At 68.7% G+C, this 14596-nt stretch carries 16 protein-coding genes and 1 pseudogene; 9 read left to right on the forward strand and 8 right to left on the reverse strand.

Annotation, left to right across the window (positions count from 1 at the left end; genetic code table 11):
- The first annotated feature begins 105 nt into the window (after window positions 1-105).
- A complete protein-coding gene (gene msrA / locus FL625_RS05280) occupies window positions 106-708 on the forward strand; it encodes a peptide-methionine (S)-S-oxide reductase MsrA (RefSeq protein WP_149587573.1) in 603 nt (200 codons plus the stop codon).
- On the opposite strand, the gene FL625_RS05285 is transcribed toward msrA, so the two are convergent.
- Window positions 705-1448, reverse strand: a complete 744-nt coding sequence (locus FL625_RS05285) for an SDR family NAD(P)-dependent oxidoreductase (protein WP_149587574.1) — start codon at window positions 1446-1448, stop codon at window positions 705-707. The genes msrA and FL625_RS05285 overlap by 4 nt on opposite strands.
- 119 nt (window positions 1449-1567) lie before the next feature.
- Between FL625_RS05285 and FL625_RS05290 the strand changes: the two genes are divergently transcribed.
- Entirely contained in the window at window positions 1568-2659 is a 1092-nt protein-coding gene (locus tag FL625_RS05290; protein ID WP_149587575.1) for an alpha/beta hydrolase, read from the forward strand.
- Window positions 2660-2751: 92 nt separating this feature from the next.
- On the opposite strand, the gene FL625_RS05295 is transcribed toward FL625_RS05290, so the two are convergent.
- The 3 genes from FL625_RS05295 to FL625_RS05305 are packed head-to-tail and all read right to left on the reverse strand — an operon-like array spanning window position 2752 to window position 5054.
- On the reverse strand, window positions 2752-3342 hold the full coding sequence (locus FL625_RS05295; protein ID WP_149587576.1) for a Smr/MutS family protein: 591 nt from the start codon (window positions 3340-3342) through the stop codon (window positions 2752-2754).
- 4 nt (window positions 3343-3346) lie between these two features.
- Window positions 3347-4384, reverse strand: coding sequence for a murein transglycosylase A (gene mltA, locus FL625_RS05300; RefSeq protein WP_149587577.1), 1038 nt, complete (start codon window positions 4382-4384; stop codon window positions 3347-3349).
- Window positions 4385-4394: 10 nt separating this feature from the next.
- Window positions 4395-5054, reverse strand: coding sequence for a Tim44/TimA family putative adaptor protein (locus tag FL625_RS05305; RefSeq protein ID WP_149587578.1), 660 nt, complete (start codon window positions 5052-5054; stop codon window positions 4395-4397).
- 116 nt (window positions 5055-5170) lie between these two features.
- Between FL625_RS05305 and FL625_RS05310 the strand changes: the two genes are divergently transcribed.
- Window positions 5171-5566: an FxsA family protein gene (locus tag FL625_RS05310; RefSeq protein WP_149587579.1), complete on the forward strand. Its 396-nt coding sequence runs from the start codon at window positions 5171-5173 to the stop codon at window positions 5564-5566.
- Here FL625_RS05310 and FL625_RS05315 read toward each other — a convergent pair.
- Together FL625_RS05315 and FL625_RS18050 are read right to left on the reverse strand one after the other, a co-directional pair.
- On the reverse strand, window positions 5454-5996 hold the full coding sequence (locus FL625_RS05315) for a sigma-70 family RNA polymerase sigma factor (RefSeq protein ID WP_149587580.1): 543 nt from the start codon (window positions 5994-5996) through the stop codon (window positions 5454-5456). The genes FL625_RS05310 and FL625_RS05315 overlap by 113 nt on opposite strands.
- A complete protein-coding gene (locus FL625_RS18050) occupies window positions 5993-6169 on the reverse strand; it encodes a NepR family anti-sigma factor (RefSeq protein WP_160147734.1) in 177 nt (58 codons plus the stop codon). Before FL625_RS18050 ends, FL625_RS05315 begins: the two co-directional genes overlap by 4 nt.
- Window positions 6170-6340: 171 nt before the next feature.
- Here FL625_RS18050 and FL625_RS05320 point away from each other — a divergent pair.
- The 6 genes and pseudogenes from FL625_RS05320 to FL625_RS05345 all read left to right on the forward strand — a co-directional run bounded on the left by FL625_RS05320 (window position 6341) and on the right by FL625_RS05345 (window position 12145).
- Window positions 6341-7160 (forward strand): annotated as a pseudogene (locus tag FL625_RS05320) (response regulator).
- 316 nt (window positions 7161-7476) lie between these two features.
- A complete protein-coding gene (locus FL625_RS05325) occupies window positions 7477-8343 on the forward strand; it encodes an FAD binding domain-containing protein (RefSeq protein ID WP_149587581.1) in 867 nt (288 codons plus the stop codon).
- A complete protein-coding gene (locus tag FL625_RS05330) occupies window positions 8340-8828 on the forward strand; it encodes a (2Fe-2S)-binding protein (RefSeq protein WP_149587582.1) in 489 nt (162 codons plus the stop codon). Before FL625_RS05325 ends, FL625_RS05330 begins: the two co-directional genes overlap by 4 nt.
- Window positions 8828-11077 (forward strand): xanthine dehydrogenase family protein molybdopterin-binding subunit, encoded by a 2250-nt coding sequence (locus tag FL625_RS05335; protein WP_149587583.1) that lies wholly within the window; start codon window positions 8828-8830, stop codon window positions 11075-11077. Before FL625_RS05330 ends, FL625_RS05335 begins: the two co-directional genes overlap by 1 nt.
- A 3-nt stretch (window positions 11078-11080) precedes the next feature.
- A complete protein-coding gene (locus FL625_RS05340; RefSeq protein WP_149587584.1) occupies window positions 11081-11326 on the forward strand; it encodes a MoaD/ThiS family protein in 246 nt (81 codons plus the stop codon).
- Between the two features lie 9 nt (window positions 11327-11335).
- On the forward strand, window positions 11336-12145 hold the full coding sequence (locus tag FL625_RS05345; RefSeq protein WP_149587585.1) for an HpcH/HpaI aldolase family protein: 810 nt from the start codon (window positions 11336-11338) through the stop codon (window positions 12143-12145).
- A gap of 12 nt (window positions 12146-12157) precedes the next feature.
- Here the strand turns inward: FL625_RS05345 and ubiB are convergent, their stop codons facing one another.
- Together ubiB and ubiE are read right to left on the reverse strand one after the other, a co-directional pair.
- Window positions 12158-13690, reverse strand: a complete 1533-nt coding sequence (ubiB, locus tag FL625_RS05350; protein WP_149587586.1) for a 2-polyprenylphenol 6-hydroxylase — start codon at window positions 13688-13690, stop codon at window positions 12158-12160.
- A gap of 97 nt (window positions 13691-13787) precedes the next feature.
- Complete coding sequence (ubiE, locus tag FL625_RS05355) at window positions 13788-14534, reverse strand: bifunctional demethylmenaquinone methyltransferase/2-methoxy-6-polyprenyl-1,4-benzoquinol methylase UbiE (RefSeq protein ID WP_149587587.1); 747 nt, start codon at window positions 14532-14534, stop codon at window positions 13788-13790.
- Window positions 14535-14596 lie beyond the last annotated feature (62 nt).

A 14596-nucleotide genomic window follows, 5' to 3' on the forward strand; every position in this document is an offset into this window, starting at 1 on the left:
CGCACGGGTCGGCAAGGCTTCACCAGCCCGTGAAGCACGCATCGGTGACTGGACGCGCGGCGCGATGCGGGATCAGCCTTTGTCCGTTCGGGGCGGGAGGGCGCGATGCTGCGGTGGTGTCTGGTGGTTCTGGCTGGGCTGACGGGGTCCGCGCAGGCAGACACGGCGATCGTCGCCGGGGGCTGCTTCTGGTGCGTGGAAGCGGATTTCGAACAGGTGAAGGGCGTCAGCGCCGTGGTGTCTGGCTATACCGGCGGCACGCTGGCGAACCCGACCTACCGCAACCACGAGGGGCATCTGGAGGCGGTGGAGATCACCTTCGACCCCGAGGTGATTTCTTACGGCGACCTGATCGGGCTGTTCCTGCGGTCGGTCGATGTGCTGGACCCGGGCGGGCAATTCTGCGACCGCGGTGATTCCTACCGGACGGCGATTTTCGTGCAAGGCAAGGCGCAGCGGCAGGCGGCCGAGGCCGAAGTGGCTCGGGCCGAGGCGGCGCTGGGGCGGAAGATCGTCACCCCGGTCCTCGACGCAGGAACCTTCTGGCGTGCCGAGGACTATCACCAGGACTATTGGAAAGGCTCGAACATCGTCCTGACCCGCGCGGGGCCGAAGTCGCAGGCCAATGCCTACAAGTTCTATCGCAAGGCCTGCGGCCGCGACGCGCGGGTGCGGGAGCTGTGGGGCGCCGAGGCCTTTCCGCGCTAGGCCAGCGGCGGCAGGCCCGCCATCGCGCGGAAATCGGGGGCGCGGATGTCCAGTTCCTGCCCGGCGAGCGCATCGGCCTCGGGTGTGCAGAGCCAGGCGATGGCGCGGGCCGGCTGGTCGGGCGGAGCGAGATCGGAGCGGGGGATCCTCGAGACCGGATTTATGCCGGAGGCGCGGATCGCGCCTTGCATGTCGGTGTCCACCACCCCCGGCGCGAAGCCGAAGACGCGGACGCCCTGCGCGCCGTATTCGAGATGGATGGAGCGGGTCAGCATCGCCAGCCCTGCCTTGCCCGCGCAATAGGCCGACCAGCCCTCCTGCGGGCGGTGCGCGGCGCCGGAGGAGATGTTGACGATGGTCCCCCCGCCCCGTGCAACCATTCCGGCCAGGGCGCGTTGGGTGGCGTGGAAGGCCGAGGTGAGGTTGATGTCGATGCTGCGCGCCCAGTCCTCGGCCGAGACATCGAGGATCCGGCCGATCGGGCCGATCACCGCGGCGTTGTTGACCAGGATGTCGAAGCCCCGTTCAAGAAGCGTGGTCATGGCGATCCGGTCGGTCATGTCGGCCAGATGGCCGATGGCCGGGATCTCGCCCAACTCGCGCCTTGCGGCGGCGAGATTGGCTGCGCTGCGGGTGGTGAAATGGACCTCGGCCCCTGCTTCGGCCAAGGCGCGGACGGTGGCCAGCCCGATGCCGCGGTTGCCGCCGGTGACGAGGGCGGTCTTGCCGGAAAGTTTCATTTCGGGTTCCTTTCGTGATCCCCGGAGGTTAGCGGCGGCGGGGCGCCGCTGTCCACCCGCGGGCGCGTCTTGACCCCGCCGGCCGGTCGGGCAAGGTTCGGTCGTAAAGGGAGAGCAGGTTGCGCAAGCTGTTGATTGTCCTGATCCTCGCCGGCTGCGCGGCGCGGGGAGAGTTCGAGAAGGCTCCGGCCGGACTGGCCGGGGGCACCCCGGAGGCGATCTTCGTCGGCACGACCCGCGCCGAGGGGCCGGAGGGCTTCGGTTTCGAGCGTTCGGAGGCGGCAAATTTCCTGCGCTATGACGTCAGCATCCCGCCCGAGCGCGAGCCGGGCAAGGTCAACTGGCCGCCGAAGACCCGCAAGCCCGACGCGCGGAAGGATTTCCTGCTGCTGGACTGGCAGCGATTCGGCTCGGGGAACGAGTTCCGCGCGGCGCTCAGCGGGGCGCTGAAGCGGCGGGGGCAGACGGATGTGGTGATCTACGTCCACGGCTTCAACAACACCATGGCCGAGGGCGTCTATCGGGTGGCGCAGATGCACCACGACCTGAAGGTGCCGGGCGTCGCGGTGCATTTCGCCTGGCCCTCGCGCGGGTCGGCGCTGGGCTATGTCTATGACAAGGATTCGGTGATCGCCTCGCGCAGCGGCCTGGTGGCTCTGATCGACGAGGTCGAGGCCGCGGGCGCGAAGAGCGTGATCCTGGTGGCCCACTCCATGGGCGCCTTCCTGACGATGGAGGCCTTGCGGCAGGAGGCGTTGCAGGACGGGCCGAGGGCGCTGGAGCGGATCAAGGGCGTGGTGCTGATCGCGCCGGACCTGGACCTGGACGTATTCCGGTCGCAGGCGCGCGACATCGGCAAGCTGCCCGAGCCCTTCGTGATCTTCGGCAGTTCGCGCGACCGGATCCTGAACATCTCGGCAACGATCTCGGGCAGCGGCGAGCGGCTGGGCAACATCGACGGCGTGGCGAAGATTGCCGATCTGAACGTGATCTACCTCGACACTGCCGCCTATTCCACCGGGACCGGGCACCTGAACCTGGGCGAGAACCCCGCCCTTCTGAACCTTTTCGGCGGGCTGGTGGGGATCGCGGACGCCTTCACCGCCGATGCCCGGGCGCGGGTCGGCCTCTTGCCGGGGCTGGTGCTGACGGTCCGCAACGCAACCGAGATCGTGCTGGCTCCGGTCGGGGCGATCGCCGAGGGGCAATAGGGGCGCTTGGCCGGGCGGCTGCGCGGCCTCCTCGTTCGACTTCGTCTCCTCGTCGGTGCGGTGCGAGGAGTGACGCAGTCATCGACGAGCAGTCAGCGGCGGCGGAGATAGACGTAATAGGCGCCGCTGCCGCCGTGTTTCAGGTGTGCCTCGCTCACCTGCAGCACCACGGGGCCGAGCGGCGGCAGGTGGAGCCAGTGCGGCACCTGGTGGCGGAGCGCGCCGGTCCTTTGCGGGATCGGGCCGCCGTCGTCGCGTTGCTTGCCCTTGCCGGTGATGACGAGGACGAGGCGCAGACCGGCGGCATGGGCGTTCAGGACGAAGCGGATCAGTTCGGGGTGCGCCTCGGCCAGCGTCATGCCGTGCAGGTCGATCCGCGCCTCCGGGGCGAGCTTGCCGCGCGTCATCTTCGCATGGGTGCCGGCATCCATCCGCAGGGGCGCCTGGCCGAGAAGCTGCGGCAGCGTCGGGGCGAGGTCGAGCCGTTCCGGGCTGCGCGCCTTCTCGCCCAGGGCGAAGGGCGGAAGGCGCGGCTTCGCTGGCGTCATCGGCGGGGGCGGTTCCGGCGCCGGTGCCGGGTCGGTCGGCAGGGGCAGCCGTGCCGTGTGCAGCGGCCGCGTAGTCCGCGCGACGCTGCGCCAGAGGTCGGCTTCCTCGGGCGAAAGGGTGCGGCGGCGGCGCATGGCCTCAGTCGTCTTCCAGCGTCGCGAAGGCGCGGTCGATGGGCAGGAGGAGCACCATGCGGCCGGGGTCCTTCACCGTGCCCGCGGCATCGCCCGCGTCCTTGCCGGTGCCGTAGAAGATGTCGGCGCGCTGCATGCCCTTGATCGCCCCTCCGGTATCCTGCGCCACCATCAGGCTGCGGATCGGACGGCGGCCGTCCTTCTCGATCCAGACCGGTGCGCCGAGGGGCGTGAACTTGGGGTCGATGGCGACAGAGCGCATCGCGGTGATCGAACGCCCCATGGCGCCGATCGGGCCGTCCTCGGGGCGCAGCGTGCCGATCTTGCGGAAGAAGACATAGGAGGGGTTGGTGTCCAGAAGCGCCCGCCCGGTCGAGGGGTTTGAGCGGACGTAGGTGGCGATTTCCGGCGCCGAGACCTGGTCGAGCGTATGGGTGCCGCGGCGCACCATCTCTTGCCCGACCGAGCGGTAGGAGTGGCCGTTCTTGCCGGCATAGCCGACGCGGATCACCGTGCCGTCGGTCATGCGGATGCGGCCCGAACCCTGCACCTGGAGGAAGTAGACATCCACCGGGTCGTCGAGCCAGGCCAGTTCCAGCCCCCGGCCCGCGATCGCGCCGCCTTCGATGGCGGCTCGGGTGTGATAGGGCACGCCGTCCTGCAGTTCGGGCGGGCGGCGGTAGATCGGGTACTGGAACCGGCCGGTGCGGATGGGCGAGCCTGCGAGTTCCGGCTCGAAGTAGCCGGTGAAGAGCGCGGGCGGCTGGCCCACCAGCACGGGCCGGAAAAACAGCTCGAAGAAGCTGCGGGCCGATGCGTCGTCCTTCGGCACGTCGGCGGCAACGGCGCAGATCGGCTTCCAGTCGGGCTGGTCGATCAGGTCGCAGGTGCCGAGAAAGGCGGTCAGCGCGGCCAGATGGTCGTCCTCCATCCAGCCGTCGAGCGCGTCGAAGTCCAGAAGCTCGGCCCTGGCGGGTCGGGCGGGCATCAGGCCGACCACGACCGCGAGGAAGGCCAGAGCAAGGGACCGGGCCGCGGACATGGCACAGCGGTCAGTCGCCGGTCGCGACAAGCTGCCAGTTCGGGTCGTCCGACCCCATCTGGCGCGCGAAGGTCCAGATATCGCGGGTCTTCTTCACCTCGCGCGGGGAGCCCTCGACGATCTCGCCGGCCTTGTTGCGCACGACATAGGTCTGGTCTGCGGCGAAGCGGACCGAGATCTCGGCCATCCGGCTGTCGGGGTTGTAGGTCGCGTCGTGCAGGGCAAGTTCCTTGATGCCGAGGAAATTGGCCTCGATGGTCAGGCCCTCGGCCTCGCGCGCGGCGATGGCCTCGGCAAAGCTCGCCTCGACGTCATCGGCCAGGAAGGGGCGGATGCGATCCAGTTCGCCCTTCTCGAAGGCGGTCAGGATCATCTCGTAGGCGCCGCGCGCGCCCTGCAGGAAGGGGCCCACCGCAAAGGCGGGTTCGGCCTTCTTCATCTCGGCCAGGGCCCGGGCGGCATCCGAGCCTTCGGCGACATGGTCGATGATGTCGCGGTCGGGACCGCCCTCGATCACCTCGAAGTCGCGACGGATGCGGGGGCGGACGTTCTCCAGGGGGATCGGCGGCTTTTCGAAGCCGTCGCGGGTGCCCAGCACGGAACGGAGCTTGAGGATGAGAAAGATCGCGATCCCGGCAAGGACCAGGAGCTGGATCAAGGAGCCGTTCATTACTGACCTCTGAACCTTTGGTGTTCCGTTGGAATGGGCACGGTTTGCCCCTATGTAGGGTGGGCACCCGCCGAAGTCTACCACACGAGACCGGATCGGGCGGGCGGAGAGTGGCGATGGCGATCATCCTGGCAATCCTGGCGCTTCCCCTGGTGGAAATCGCGCTGTTCGTGACCCTGGGCGCGCGGCTGGGCCTTTGGCTGACCCTGGCCTGGGTCTTGCTGACGGCGGCGGGTGGCCTGTTCATCCTGCGCCGGCTGGCCGCCTCCGGCCTGTCGGTGCGGCGACAGGAGTTCGTCGAGGGGTTCCGGGGCCGGATGGCCGAGGATCCGCTGTCGCCGCTGGTGGATCAGGCGCTGGTCGCCGTGGCGGCGGTGCTGTTGATCCTGCCGGGTTTCTTCACCGATGCGCTGGGCCTTCTGCTGCTGGTCCCGCCGCTGCGCCGCGCCGCGATCGCGCTGATGGCGCGACGGATGGTCGGCGTGACGGTGATCCACCGCCATTTGCCCTGAGCGCGGGCGCATCCTCGCAGGAAAAGCCCGAAGCGCCGACCGGGATCAGGACCTCGCGGTGTTCGGGGCTCAGCTTGTCGAAAGCGCGCTGGAATTCCTGAAGGGCCAGGCGGCTGTCATGTGCTGGTTTGACCGACAGCGCCCCGGCATGGACGCCGTCGCTGTCCTGCACCTCGCGCCGGGTCTTGCGCAGGCTGGAGTAGAAGGTGTTGCGCAGGACGGTGAACAGCCAGGCATCCAGGTTCGTCGCCGGGTCGAACTTGTCCATGTTGGTCCAGGCCTTCAGGATCGTGTCCTGCACCAGGTCGTCGGCCCGCGACACCTCGCGGGTCAGGCTGATCGCGAAGGCGCGGAGCCTGGGGATCGCCCCGGCCAGCCGGTCGCGCGGATCTTCCGGCACCAGCGGCACGACCACGGCCCGGGCGGTCATGCCGCACCGTCCTTGCCGGCACTGTCGCGGGCCTTCAGCTGCGCGAGAAGCTCCCGGAAGCGGTCCGGCAACTCCTCGTTCAGCGTGGCCGCATAGACCCGCTTCAGGTTCTCGTCGATCTGTGCCCGGATGGCCCGTCTGTCCGGCCCATCCCCATTCCTCTCGTTACTCATCGCATCAGCTTCCTGTTCCTTCGGACCGCAACGCGCAGAGGCTGTCATGGTTCCGTGATTTTTTTGGTCTGCTCGAAATTTTTCCTGAGCTTCGGGAACCAAACGCCAGCTGCCGCGTTCGGTTCCCGACGAGAAGCAGAAAACATGCCACGAAACATGGAGGCAGACCTCATGCTTGCACAGGAAGCGGTGGACCACTCGGCAACCGTGGCGCGGCACCTGCCCTATCTGCGGCGCCATGCGCGCGCGCTGACCGGCAACCAGGCCAGCGGCGACCAGTATGGGGTGGCGGTGCTGGAATCGATCGTGGCAGACCCGGGGTGCCGGGCGCGCATCGCGACCCGAAGGTGTCGCTCTTCGTGATCTTCCATTCGATCTGGTCCACCTCGGGCGTGCTGGTCGCCGAGGCCGAGGACGCCATCGCCGGTGTCGCGCAGGCACATCTGGCCGCGCTGACGCCCAACTCGCGCGAGGCGCTGCTGTTGAACACGATCTAGGGTTTCGGCACCACCGATGTCGCCGCGAGCATGGACACGTCCGAGGCCGAGGCGGCCGAGCTGATCGACATCGCCATCCGCGAGATGGAACAGTCGGTGCGCGGCGCGGTCCTGGTGATCGAGGACGAGGCGATCATCGCCATGGATATCTCGGCCATCGTCGAGGGCATGGGCCACCGGGTCACCGCCACCGCCCGCACCCACCGCGAGGCGGTGCGCCTTGCCGCGGCGGACAGGCCCGACCTGATCCTGGCCGACATTCAGCTGGCCGACAATTCCTCGGGCATCGAGGCGGTGAACGAGATCCTGGCCCAGTTCGGCGACATCCCCGTGATCTTCATCACCGCATCTTCATCACCGCCTTCCCCGAACGGCTTCTGACCTGGGACCGGCCAGAGCCGGCCTTCCTGATCAACAAGCCCTATACCGAGGAACAGGTGCGCTCGGCGGTCAGCCAGGCGATGTTCTTCTCCTCGACCGACACGCTGCGCTAGACGAGGCGGGGTCGGCAGGACCAGGCGAGCGGGGATGCCGCCGACCGGGTTCCTCTCGTGTCTGTCCGCGACCTGCCCCAGCGGACCGTTGACCCTGGACCCGTGCCCCTTGTCCGGGGGCGCGGGCCGTTGCGCTCCCGATGGTGGCCATGCACGGGGCGGCCATCCTGTGCCCCGGGATTGGCGCTTTCTTGAAGCCGGAGGTCGGCGGCGGGCCGGGAAAGTCGCAGACTGGCATTGCGGCGGCGGTCCGACTGCCGCAAAGTCGGCGGCGAACGGCGACACGAGACCGCCCAAGGACAGGTAGGGAGGCGCAATGCGATACCACACCCCGACAACATTTCAGGACGCGGCCGCGATCGCCGCGGCATCGACCGGAACCCTTCGCTTTCTGGCCGGCGGCACCGATGTCCTGGTGCAGATGCGCGCCGGGATGGTGCAGCCGGACGACCTGATCGACCTCAAGCACATTCCGGGCGTGGACCGGATCGAGAAGACGCCCGAGGGCGGCTGGCGAATCGGTGTCGCCGTGCCCGGCATCGTTCTCGGCGCGCACAAGGAACTGGTGCGCGACTGGCCGGGCGTCGTGGAGGGGATGAACCTGGTCGGCTCGACCCAGGTGCAGGGCCGGGCGACGCTGGCGGGGAACCTGTGCAACGGCTCTCCGGCCGCCGATTCGGTGCCGGGTCTGTTCGCCGCCGGGGCCGTGGTCACGGTGACGGGGCCGAAGGGCAGCCGCGACATTCCGGTGGAACAGGTGCCGGTGGGGCCGGGCAGGACCTCGCTTGCGAAGGGCGAGGTGATCTCGGCGATCACCCTGCCGCCGCGGGCGAAGAACGGGGGCGACGCATATCTGCGCTTCATTCCGCGGACCGAGATGGACATCGCCGTCGTCGGCTGCGCGGTGAACCTGCGGCTGGACGGCGACAGGGTCGCAGAGGCGCGGGTGGCGCTGGGGGCGGTGGCGCCCACGGTGATCCTGTCCGAGGCTTGCGCGCAGGCCATCATCGGCACGACGCTGGACGATGCGGCGCTGGCCGCTCTGGCCAAGGCGGCCAAGGGCGCGGCGAAACCCATTTCGGACAAGCGCGGGACGAAGGAGTTCCGCATCGAGGTGGCGGGCGTGCTGGCCCGCCGGGCGGCCAGGATCGCCTATGACCGGGCGAAAGGAATGAAGGCATGAGCAAGATTCACGTCACAGCCACCGTCAACGGCGACCCGGTGGAGTTTCTCGCCGACCCGCGCGAGACGCTCTTGGACGCGCTGCGCAACCATCTGGACCTGACCGGCACCAAGGAAGGTTGCGGCACCGGCGACTGTGGCGCCTGTTCGGTCACTGTGGACGGCACGCTGGTCTGTTCCTGCCTGATGCTGGCGGCCGAGGCCAACGGCAAGCGGGTGGAAACCATCGAGGGCATGGCGAAGGAAGAGCTGCACCCCTTGCAGCGCAAGTTCATCGAACATGCGGCCTTGCAGTGCGGCTTCTGCACGCCGGGGATCCTGGTGGCCGCGAAGGCTTTGCTGGAGCGGAACCCGGACCCGACGGACACGGAAATCCGCTACTGGCTGGCCGGGAACCTGTGCCGCTGCACGGGTTATGACAAGATCGTGCGCGCCGTGCAGGATGCGGCGGCGGAAATGCGTCAGGATCATCGGGGGGCTGCGTGATGGCACGGGATGATGTGAAGACCGGATACAAGTTGATCGGCACGCGGCCGAACCGCCCCGATGGCCTCGACAAGGTGACGGGCCGGGCGCGCTATGGCGCGGATTTCTCGCTGCCCGGAATGCTCTGGGCCGCCGTGGTCCGCAGCCCCCATGCCCATGCGCGGATCGTGAAGATCGACGCCTCGAAGGCCCTGGCGCTGGAGGGGGTCAAGGCCGTGGTCACGCGGGCCGACCTTCCGACCGGCCTTACGGGCGAGGACCTGAACCTGCAGGACAACACGCTGGCCGGGGACCGGGCGCTTTATGACGGGCACGCGGTGGCGGCGGTGGCGGCGACCTCGCAGCTACTGGCGCAGGACGCGGCGCGGCTGATCGAGGTGGAATACGAGGTCCTGCCGCATGTGACCGATGTCGATGCCGCCATCGCCCCGGACGCTCCGGTGATCCGGCCCGGCGTCGCCGACTATTCGGTGCCGGAAGGCATGCACGGCAACGTCGCCCGCTACATGGAGTTCGGGCACGGCGATGTCGAGGCGGGCTTTGCCGCCGCCGACGTGGTGCGCGAGCATACCTACCGCACCGAGGCCACCCATCAGGGCTATATCGAGCCGCATGCCGCAGTGGGCCAGCTGGGCGAGGACGGGCGCGGCGAGATGTGGGTCTGCACCCAGGGCCACTGGTACATCCGGCGGATGAGCGCCGCCGTCCTTGGCATCGAGGCGGCGAACCTGCGGGTGACGCCCTCGGAAATCGGTGGCGGCTTCGGGGGCAAGACCACGATCTTCATGGAGCCGCTGACCTTGGCGCTGTCGAAGAAGGCAGGCGGGCGGCCGGTGAAGCTGGTGATGAGCCGGTCCGAGGTGCTGCGCGCCACGGGGCCGACGGCCAGCGCCTCGATGGACGTGAAGATCGGCATGAAGAAGGACGGCACGATCACTGCCGGCCAGGTCTATTTCCGCATGCAGGGCGGGGCCTTCCCCGGCATGTCGCCCATCGGCGAGGCGCTGCCCTGCGCCTTTGCCTGCTACGACATCCCCGCGCTGAAGCACGAGGGGATCGAGATCATCACCAACCGCCCCAAGGCCGCGGCTTATCGCGCGCCGGGCTCGCCCATGGCAGCCTTTGCGGTGGAAAGCATGATCGACGAACTGTGCCGCGAGCTGAACCTCGACCCCATCGAGGTGCGGCTGAAGAACGGGGCGAAGAACGGGTCCAAGTCCAGCTATGGCCCGGTCTATGACGTGATCGGCCTGCAAGAGACGTTGCAGGCCGCCAGGGCGCATCCGAACTATTCCATCCCGCTGGGCCCCAATCAGGGCCGGGGGGTGGCCTCGGGCTTCTGGTTCAACCATGGCGGCGAGACCTCCGTCAGCCTCGCCATCGGCGAGGACGGGACGGCCACGGTCTCCGTTGGCACGCCCGACATCGGCGGCAGCCGGGCCTCGATCGGGCTCATGGTGGCCGAGCATCTGGGTATTCCGTATGAGAATGTCCGGGTGAACGTGGTGGAAACCGGGGCGCTCGGGGTGAACGAACCCACCCATGGCAGCCGCGCGACCTTTGCCAGCGGCAAGGCGGCGATCGAGGCGGCCAACCAGGCCATCCGCGAGATGTGCCGCCGCGCGGCGGCTGAATGGGGGATCGAGCCCGAGGCGGTGGAATGGCGTGACGGCGCGGCCCATCCGGCAGGCCCGAACGCGGGCAAGCACCCGCCGATGACCATCGGCGAGATCGGTGCCAAGATGGGTTCGACCGGCGGGCCGATCTCGGGCCACCACGAGGTGACGGCGGGCGGATATGGCGCCAGCTTCGGCACCCATGTCGTCGATGTCGAGGTGGACCCGGAAACGGGGCGGACCACCGTCCTGCGCTATCTGGTGGTGCAGGATGCAGGGACCGCGATCCACCCGGCCTATGTCGAGGGCCAGTATCAGGGCGGTGCCGCGCAGGGCATCGGCTGGGCCTTGAACGAGGAATATATCTACGGCCCCGACGGGCGGCTGCAGAACCCGGTGTTCCTCGACTACCGGATCCCGGTGGCCTCGGACCTGCCGATGATCGACACGGTGATCATCGAGGTGCCGAACCCCGGCCATCCCTACGGCGTGCGCGGCGTGGGCGAGACGGGGATCACCCCGCCCCTGCCCGCCATCGCCTCGGCCATCGCCGGGGCGACGGGTGTCCGCATCCGCAGCCTGCCCTGCTCTCCGCCCAAGGTGCTGGCGGCGATCAAGGCGGCGAAGGGGTAAGGCATGGCCAGGGTCCATCTCTGGGCGAGCCTCAGGCGCTTTGCCGAGGGGCAGGAGGTGGTGGAGGTCGAAGCCGCGACCGTGGGCCAGATGCTGGATGCGCTGGTCAAGGCGCATCCGGGGCTGGCGCCGGCGGTGGCGGCCGGCCTGTCGGTGGCGGTGGACGGCGAGGTCATCGCCAACAACCGCGCCGCGCCGGTGAAGCCGGACAGCGAGGTCTATCTGTTGCAGCGGCTCAAGGGCGGCTGAGGAGGGCGCATGTTTCCCAACCGACTCAAGGCGCTCTGGGCCGAGGGCAGGCCCACGGTCAACGGCTGGTGCTCCATCGCCAGCCCCTTCGCGGCCGAGATCATGGCGGCGCAGGGCTTCGATTCGCTGACCGTGGACATGCAGCACGGCGCGCTGGATTACTCAGACCTCCTGCCCATGTTGCAGGCGATGCGCGCAAGCGGCGCGGTGCTGCTGACGCGGGTGCCCTGGCTGGAACCCGGCATCATCATGAAGGCGCTGGACGCGGGCGCGCAGGGCATCATCTGCCCGATGGTGAACACCGCCGAGGAGGCCGCGCGATTCGTCAGCTATCTGCGCTATCCGCCGCTGGGCGTGCGCAGCTTCGGCCCGACGCGGGCGGCCTTCGCGGCGCAGGGGGACTATGCCTCGCAGGCCAACGCCAACATCCTGGCCTTCGCGATGATCGAGACCGCCGAGGCCATGACGAACCTCGACGCCATCACCGCCACGCCGGGGCTGGACGGGATCTATGTCGGGCCCGCTGACCTGTCGATTTCGCTGTCGGCCGGGCGTCTGGCCCCCGGCATGGACCGGGAAGAGCCCGAGATGCAGGAAGCCTTCCGGAAGATCCTGGCCGCCTGCAAGCGCAACGGCCTGCGCGCCGCGCTGCATTGCGGGACGCCCGACTACGCTGCCCGCGCCATCGGCTGGGGCTTCGACATGACGACGGTGGGCGGCGACACGAAGTTCCTGTCTGCCGCCGCCGGGGCGGCTGTTGCGGGGTTCCGCAGGCTTACCGGAGGGCGCGAGGGGCAGGCGGGACCGGGCGGCTACTGAGGGTGTCCGGCCCTAGATCATCGCCCTTGCCAGCCATCCGGCGGCGAAGGCGACCGCTGCCAGAGCGGGCCAGAAAACCCAGCGCAGCGAGGATTGCGGGCGTGGCGGCTGCGTGGCCGGGTTCCCGGCGCGGATCAGTTGCGCCTCGACCAGCGCGGGCAGCTTCGGGCCGAAGCGGGCCAGCACCCGCGTGGTCTTGACCAGATCGCGTAGCACGGCCCTGGGGCCGACATTCTCGCGGATGTAGCGTTCGACGATGGGGCTGGCGACCTGCCAGATGTTGATGTGCGGGTCGAGCGACCGCGCCACGCCTTCCACCACGACCATCGTCCGTTGCAGAAGGATCAGCTCGGTCCGCGTCTCCATCCCGAAGCGTTCCGTCACCTCGAACAGATAGGCGAGAAGGCGGGCCATCGAGATCCGGCTGGCGTCCATGCCGAAGATCGGCTCGCCCACGGCGCGCAGGGCACGGGCGAATTCGTCGATGTCGCGGTCTGCCGGAACGTAACCCGCCTCGAAATGCACCTCGGCCACGCGACGGTAATCCTTGCGGATGAAGCCCATCAGGATCTCGGCATAGACCCGGCGGGTGTATTCGTCGATCCGTCCCATGATGCCGAAGTCATAGGCGATGATGTCGCCGTTCGCGGCCACCTTCAGGTTGCCCTGGTGCATGTCGGCATGGAAGAAGCCGTCGCGCAGCGCGTGGTTCAGGAACAGCTGCAACACGCGGGCGCCCAGCACCCGGCGGTCGTGTCCGGCGGCCTCGATCGCCTCGACATCGTTCAGCCCGATCCCTTCCGCCCAGCCCAGCGTCATCACGTTGCGCGACGACAGGAACCAGTGCGGCTTCGGCACCTGGAAACCTTCGTCCTGCGCGGTGTTCGCCGCGAACTCGGCGGCCGAGGAGCTTTCCAGCCGCAGGTCCAGCTCTCCCATCACCACGCCTTCGAAATGGGCGATCACGTCCACGGGGCGCAGGCGGCGGCTGAAGGGAGCCAGCCGCTCGATCCAGCGGGCGGCGAGGTAGAAGGCGTCGATGTCCTTGCGGAAGGCGCGCTCGATCCCGGGACGGAGCACCTTGACGGCGACCTCCTCGCCGGTATCGGCCAGCCGCGCCCGGTGGACCTGGGCGATCGAGGCGGCGGCGACGGGTTCGGAGAAGTCGGAGAACAGGTCGGAGACCGGCACCTCGAGCTCCGCCTCGATCATGTTCCTGGCGGTCTCGGTCGGGAATGGGGGCAACTTGTCCTGAAGGTATTTCAACTGGTCGGCCAGTTCCTCGCCCACGATGTCGGGGCGCGTGGAGAGGACCTGGCCGAACTTGATGTAGGCCGGCCCCAGCGCGGTCAGCGCCCGGGTGGCGGGGGGGAGCTCGGGGTCGCCCTTCAGACCCAGCCACTTGAAGGGCCAGCCCAGCATCCGCGCGGCAAAGCGCAGGCGGGGGGGCGCGCGGAAGGCTTCCAGCACCACGTCCATGGCGCCGGTGCGTTCCAGCGTGGCGCCGGTGCGGATCAGGCGGACGATGTTGTGCGGGCCCTTCATGCGGCGCGCTCCGGGCGGCTCTTCGCATCCCTTCGGTCGCTCATCGCGGGGCGCGACAGCGAAGAGGGACCGAACGGGACCGATGAGCGGCAGGTCCTCACAGCTTCCACCCGGAATGGAGGGCCGCGATGCCCATGGTCAGGTTGCGGTATTTCACCTGCTCGAACCCGGCGGCGCGGATCATCGCGGCGAAGCTTTCCTGATCGGGGAATCTGCGGATGGATTCGACGAGATACTGGTAGCTGGCGCGGTCGCCCGCGATCACCTGGCCCATGACCGGGATTATGTTGAAGGAATAGAGGTCATAGACCTTCTGCATCAGGTCGTTCGGGATCTGGCTGAACTCCAGCACCATCAGCCGCCCGCCGGGTTTCAGCACGCGGAAGGCCTCGGACAGCGCGTCGGGGATGCGGGTCACGTTCCGGATCCCGAAGGAGATGGTGTAGACGTCGAAGCTGTTGTCGGCAAAGGGCAGCGCCATGGCGTCGCCCACCACCCAGTCGAGGCTGTGCGCCAGGCTTTCCGCCTCGGCGCGCTTGCGGCCCTCCACCAGCATCGGCTCGGTCATGTCGCAGACGACGGCCTGCGCGCCGGGCGCGCGTTTCAGGAAGCGGAAGGCCACGTCGCCGGTGCCGCCCGCCACGTCCAGAAGCCGCTGGCCGGGACGCGGGGCCAGCCAGTCCATCATCGCGTCCTTCCACAGCCGGTGGATGCCCAGCGACATGGCGTCGTTCATGATGTCGTATTTCGAGGCCACGCGCGAAAAGACGCCATGCACCATCCCGGCCTTTTCGGCCTCGGGCACGTCCTGGAAGCCGAAGTGCGTGGTCTTGTCGCCGGTCATGCGCAGCTGCCCGAAAATTGCCATCCGCCGCGGATATAGCGCCCGAACCTGGCGAAGGGAAA

The organism is Tabrizicola flagellatus (assembly GCF_008271465.1).
Taxonomy (GTDB): Bacteria; Pseudomonadota; Alphaproteobacteria; order Rhodobacterales; family Rhodobacteraceae; genus Tabrizicola; species Tabrizicola flagellata.

Coding starts and splice junctions, on each gene's coding strand:
- FL625_RS05285 (WP_149587574.1), bottom strand. CDS start 1,448: ATGAAACTTTCCGGCAAGACCGCCCTCGTCACCGGCGGCAACCGCGGC.
- msrA (WP_149587573.1), top strand. CDS start 106: ATGCTGCGGTGGTGTCTGGTGGTTCTGGCTGGGCTGACGGGGTCCGCG.
- FL625_RS05330 (WP_149587582.1), top strand. CDS start 8,340: ATGAGCAAGATTCACGTCACAGCCACCGTCAACGGCGACCCGGTGGAG.
- ubiE (WP_149587587.1), bottom strand. CDS start 14,534: ATGACCGGCGACAAGACCACGCACTTCGGCTTCCAGGACGTGCCCGAG.
- FL625_RS18050 (WP_160147734.1), bottom strand. CDS start 6,169: ATGAGTAACGAGAGGAATGGGGATGGGCCGGACAGACGGGCCATCCGG.
- mltA (WP_149587577.1), bottom strand. CDS start 4,384: ATGTCCGCGGCCCGGTCCCTTGCTCTGGCCTTCCTCGCGGTCGTGGTC.
- FL625_RS05305 (WP_149587578.1), bottom strand. CDS start 5,054: ATGAACGGCTCCTTGATCCAGCTCCTGGTCCTTGCCGGGATCGCGATC.
- FL625_RS05335 (WP_149587583.1), top strand. CDS start 8,828: ATGGCACGGGATGATGTGAAGACCGGATACAAGTTGATCGGCACGCGG.
- FL625_RS05325 (WP_149587581.1), top strand. CDS start 7,477: ATGCGATACCACACCCCGACAACATTTCAGGACGCGGCCGCGATCGCC.
- FL625_RS05345 (WP_149587585.1), top strand. CDS start 11,336: ATGTTTCCCAACCGACTCAAGGCGCTCTGGGCCGAGGGCAGGCCCACG.
- ubiB (WP_149587586.1), bottom strand. CDS start 13,690: ATGAAGGGCCCGCACAACATCGTCCGCCTGATCCGCACCGGCGCCACG.
- FL625_RS05340 (WP_149587584.1), top strand. CDS start 11,081: ATGGCCAGGGTCCATCTCTGGGCGAGCCTCAGGCGCTTTGCCGAGGGG.
- FL625_RS05295 (WP_149587576.1), bottom strand. CDS start 3,342: ATGCGCCGCCGCCGCACCCTTTCGCCCGAGGAAGCCGACCTCTGGCGC.
- FL625_RS05315 (WP_149587580.1), bottom strand. CDS start 5,996: ATGACCGCCCGGGCCGTGGTCGTGCCGCTGGTGCCGGAAGATCCGCGC.
- FL625_RS05310 (WP_149587579.1), top strand. CDS start 5,171: ATGGCGATCATCCTGGCAATCCTGGCGCTTCCCCTGGTGGAAATCGCG.